Consider the following 932-nt stretch of genomic DNA (forward strand, 5'->3'; position numbering starts at 1 on the left):
CTCGTTTAGAAGTGCTTCCTACGTCAATAAAAGAACTGAGTAGGCTTGATAAACGCTGGGCGGATGCAAAACATTGGGTTGCTTTTAAGAACCTGAGCGGTGCGATAACCGTCAACCATTACCTTGCGGCATTGGATATGCAGGTGAACGAAATGGGCGAGATTGAAGCGCAACCAGAAAAACGGCAGATCTACGTTGACCTTTTCTTTAAAACCTTTTGGATGTCGATCTTAATTACCGTGATTTGTTTGTTGATGGCTTATCCCGTGGCGTATCTGTTAGCAAACTTGCCAGACAAACGCGCCAACTTGCTGTTGATCGTGGTGCTACTGCCTTTTTGGACGTCACTATTGGTCCGTACGACCTCTTGGATTGTGTTGTTGCAAAATCAGGGGGTGATTAATGATTTACTGATTTGGTCTGGTTTAACGTCTGAGCGAATTCAGATGATACACAATACCTTTGGTACGGTTGTTTCTATGGTACACATCTTATTGCCTTTTATGATTCTGCCGCTCTACAGTGTAATGAAAGGCATCAGTCCAACGTATTTCCGCGCTGCTCGTTCCTTAGGGGCGCCCCCTCTTGTTGCATTCGTCAAAGTCTACATGCCGCTTACTTTACCGGGTATTGGCGCTGGAGCGTTGCTCACGTTTATTCTTTCGATTGGTTTTTACATTACGCCGGCACTCGTGGGAGGAAGGAGTGGGCAAATGATCTCCAATATGATTGCGTACCACATGCAAACCTCGCTCAACTGGGGAATGGCGGGGGCGTTAGGTGGGCTGCTTTTGTTTGTCGTGCTCGCGCTGTTTTATGTGTTTAACCGTGTGGTTGGCATAAATAACATTAAGGTAGGAGGATAACCATGGCACTACCAAACTACGCTTCAAAAAGTGAGAGAATGGCTTACGCAGGCTACTTGGTATTTT

The 932-nt window shown here is 46.0% G+C and carries 1 protein-coding gene; it reads left to right on the plus strand.

The features are described from left to right. Positions 1 to 866, plus strand: an 866-nt coding sequence (locus R7093_RS24340; protein WP_318146899.1) for an ABC transporter permease, incomplete at its 5' end; no start/stop codon positions are given. Positions 867 to 932: the final 66 nt, after the last annotated feature.

The organism is Vibrio sp. 1580, from assembly GCF_033340055.1.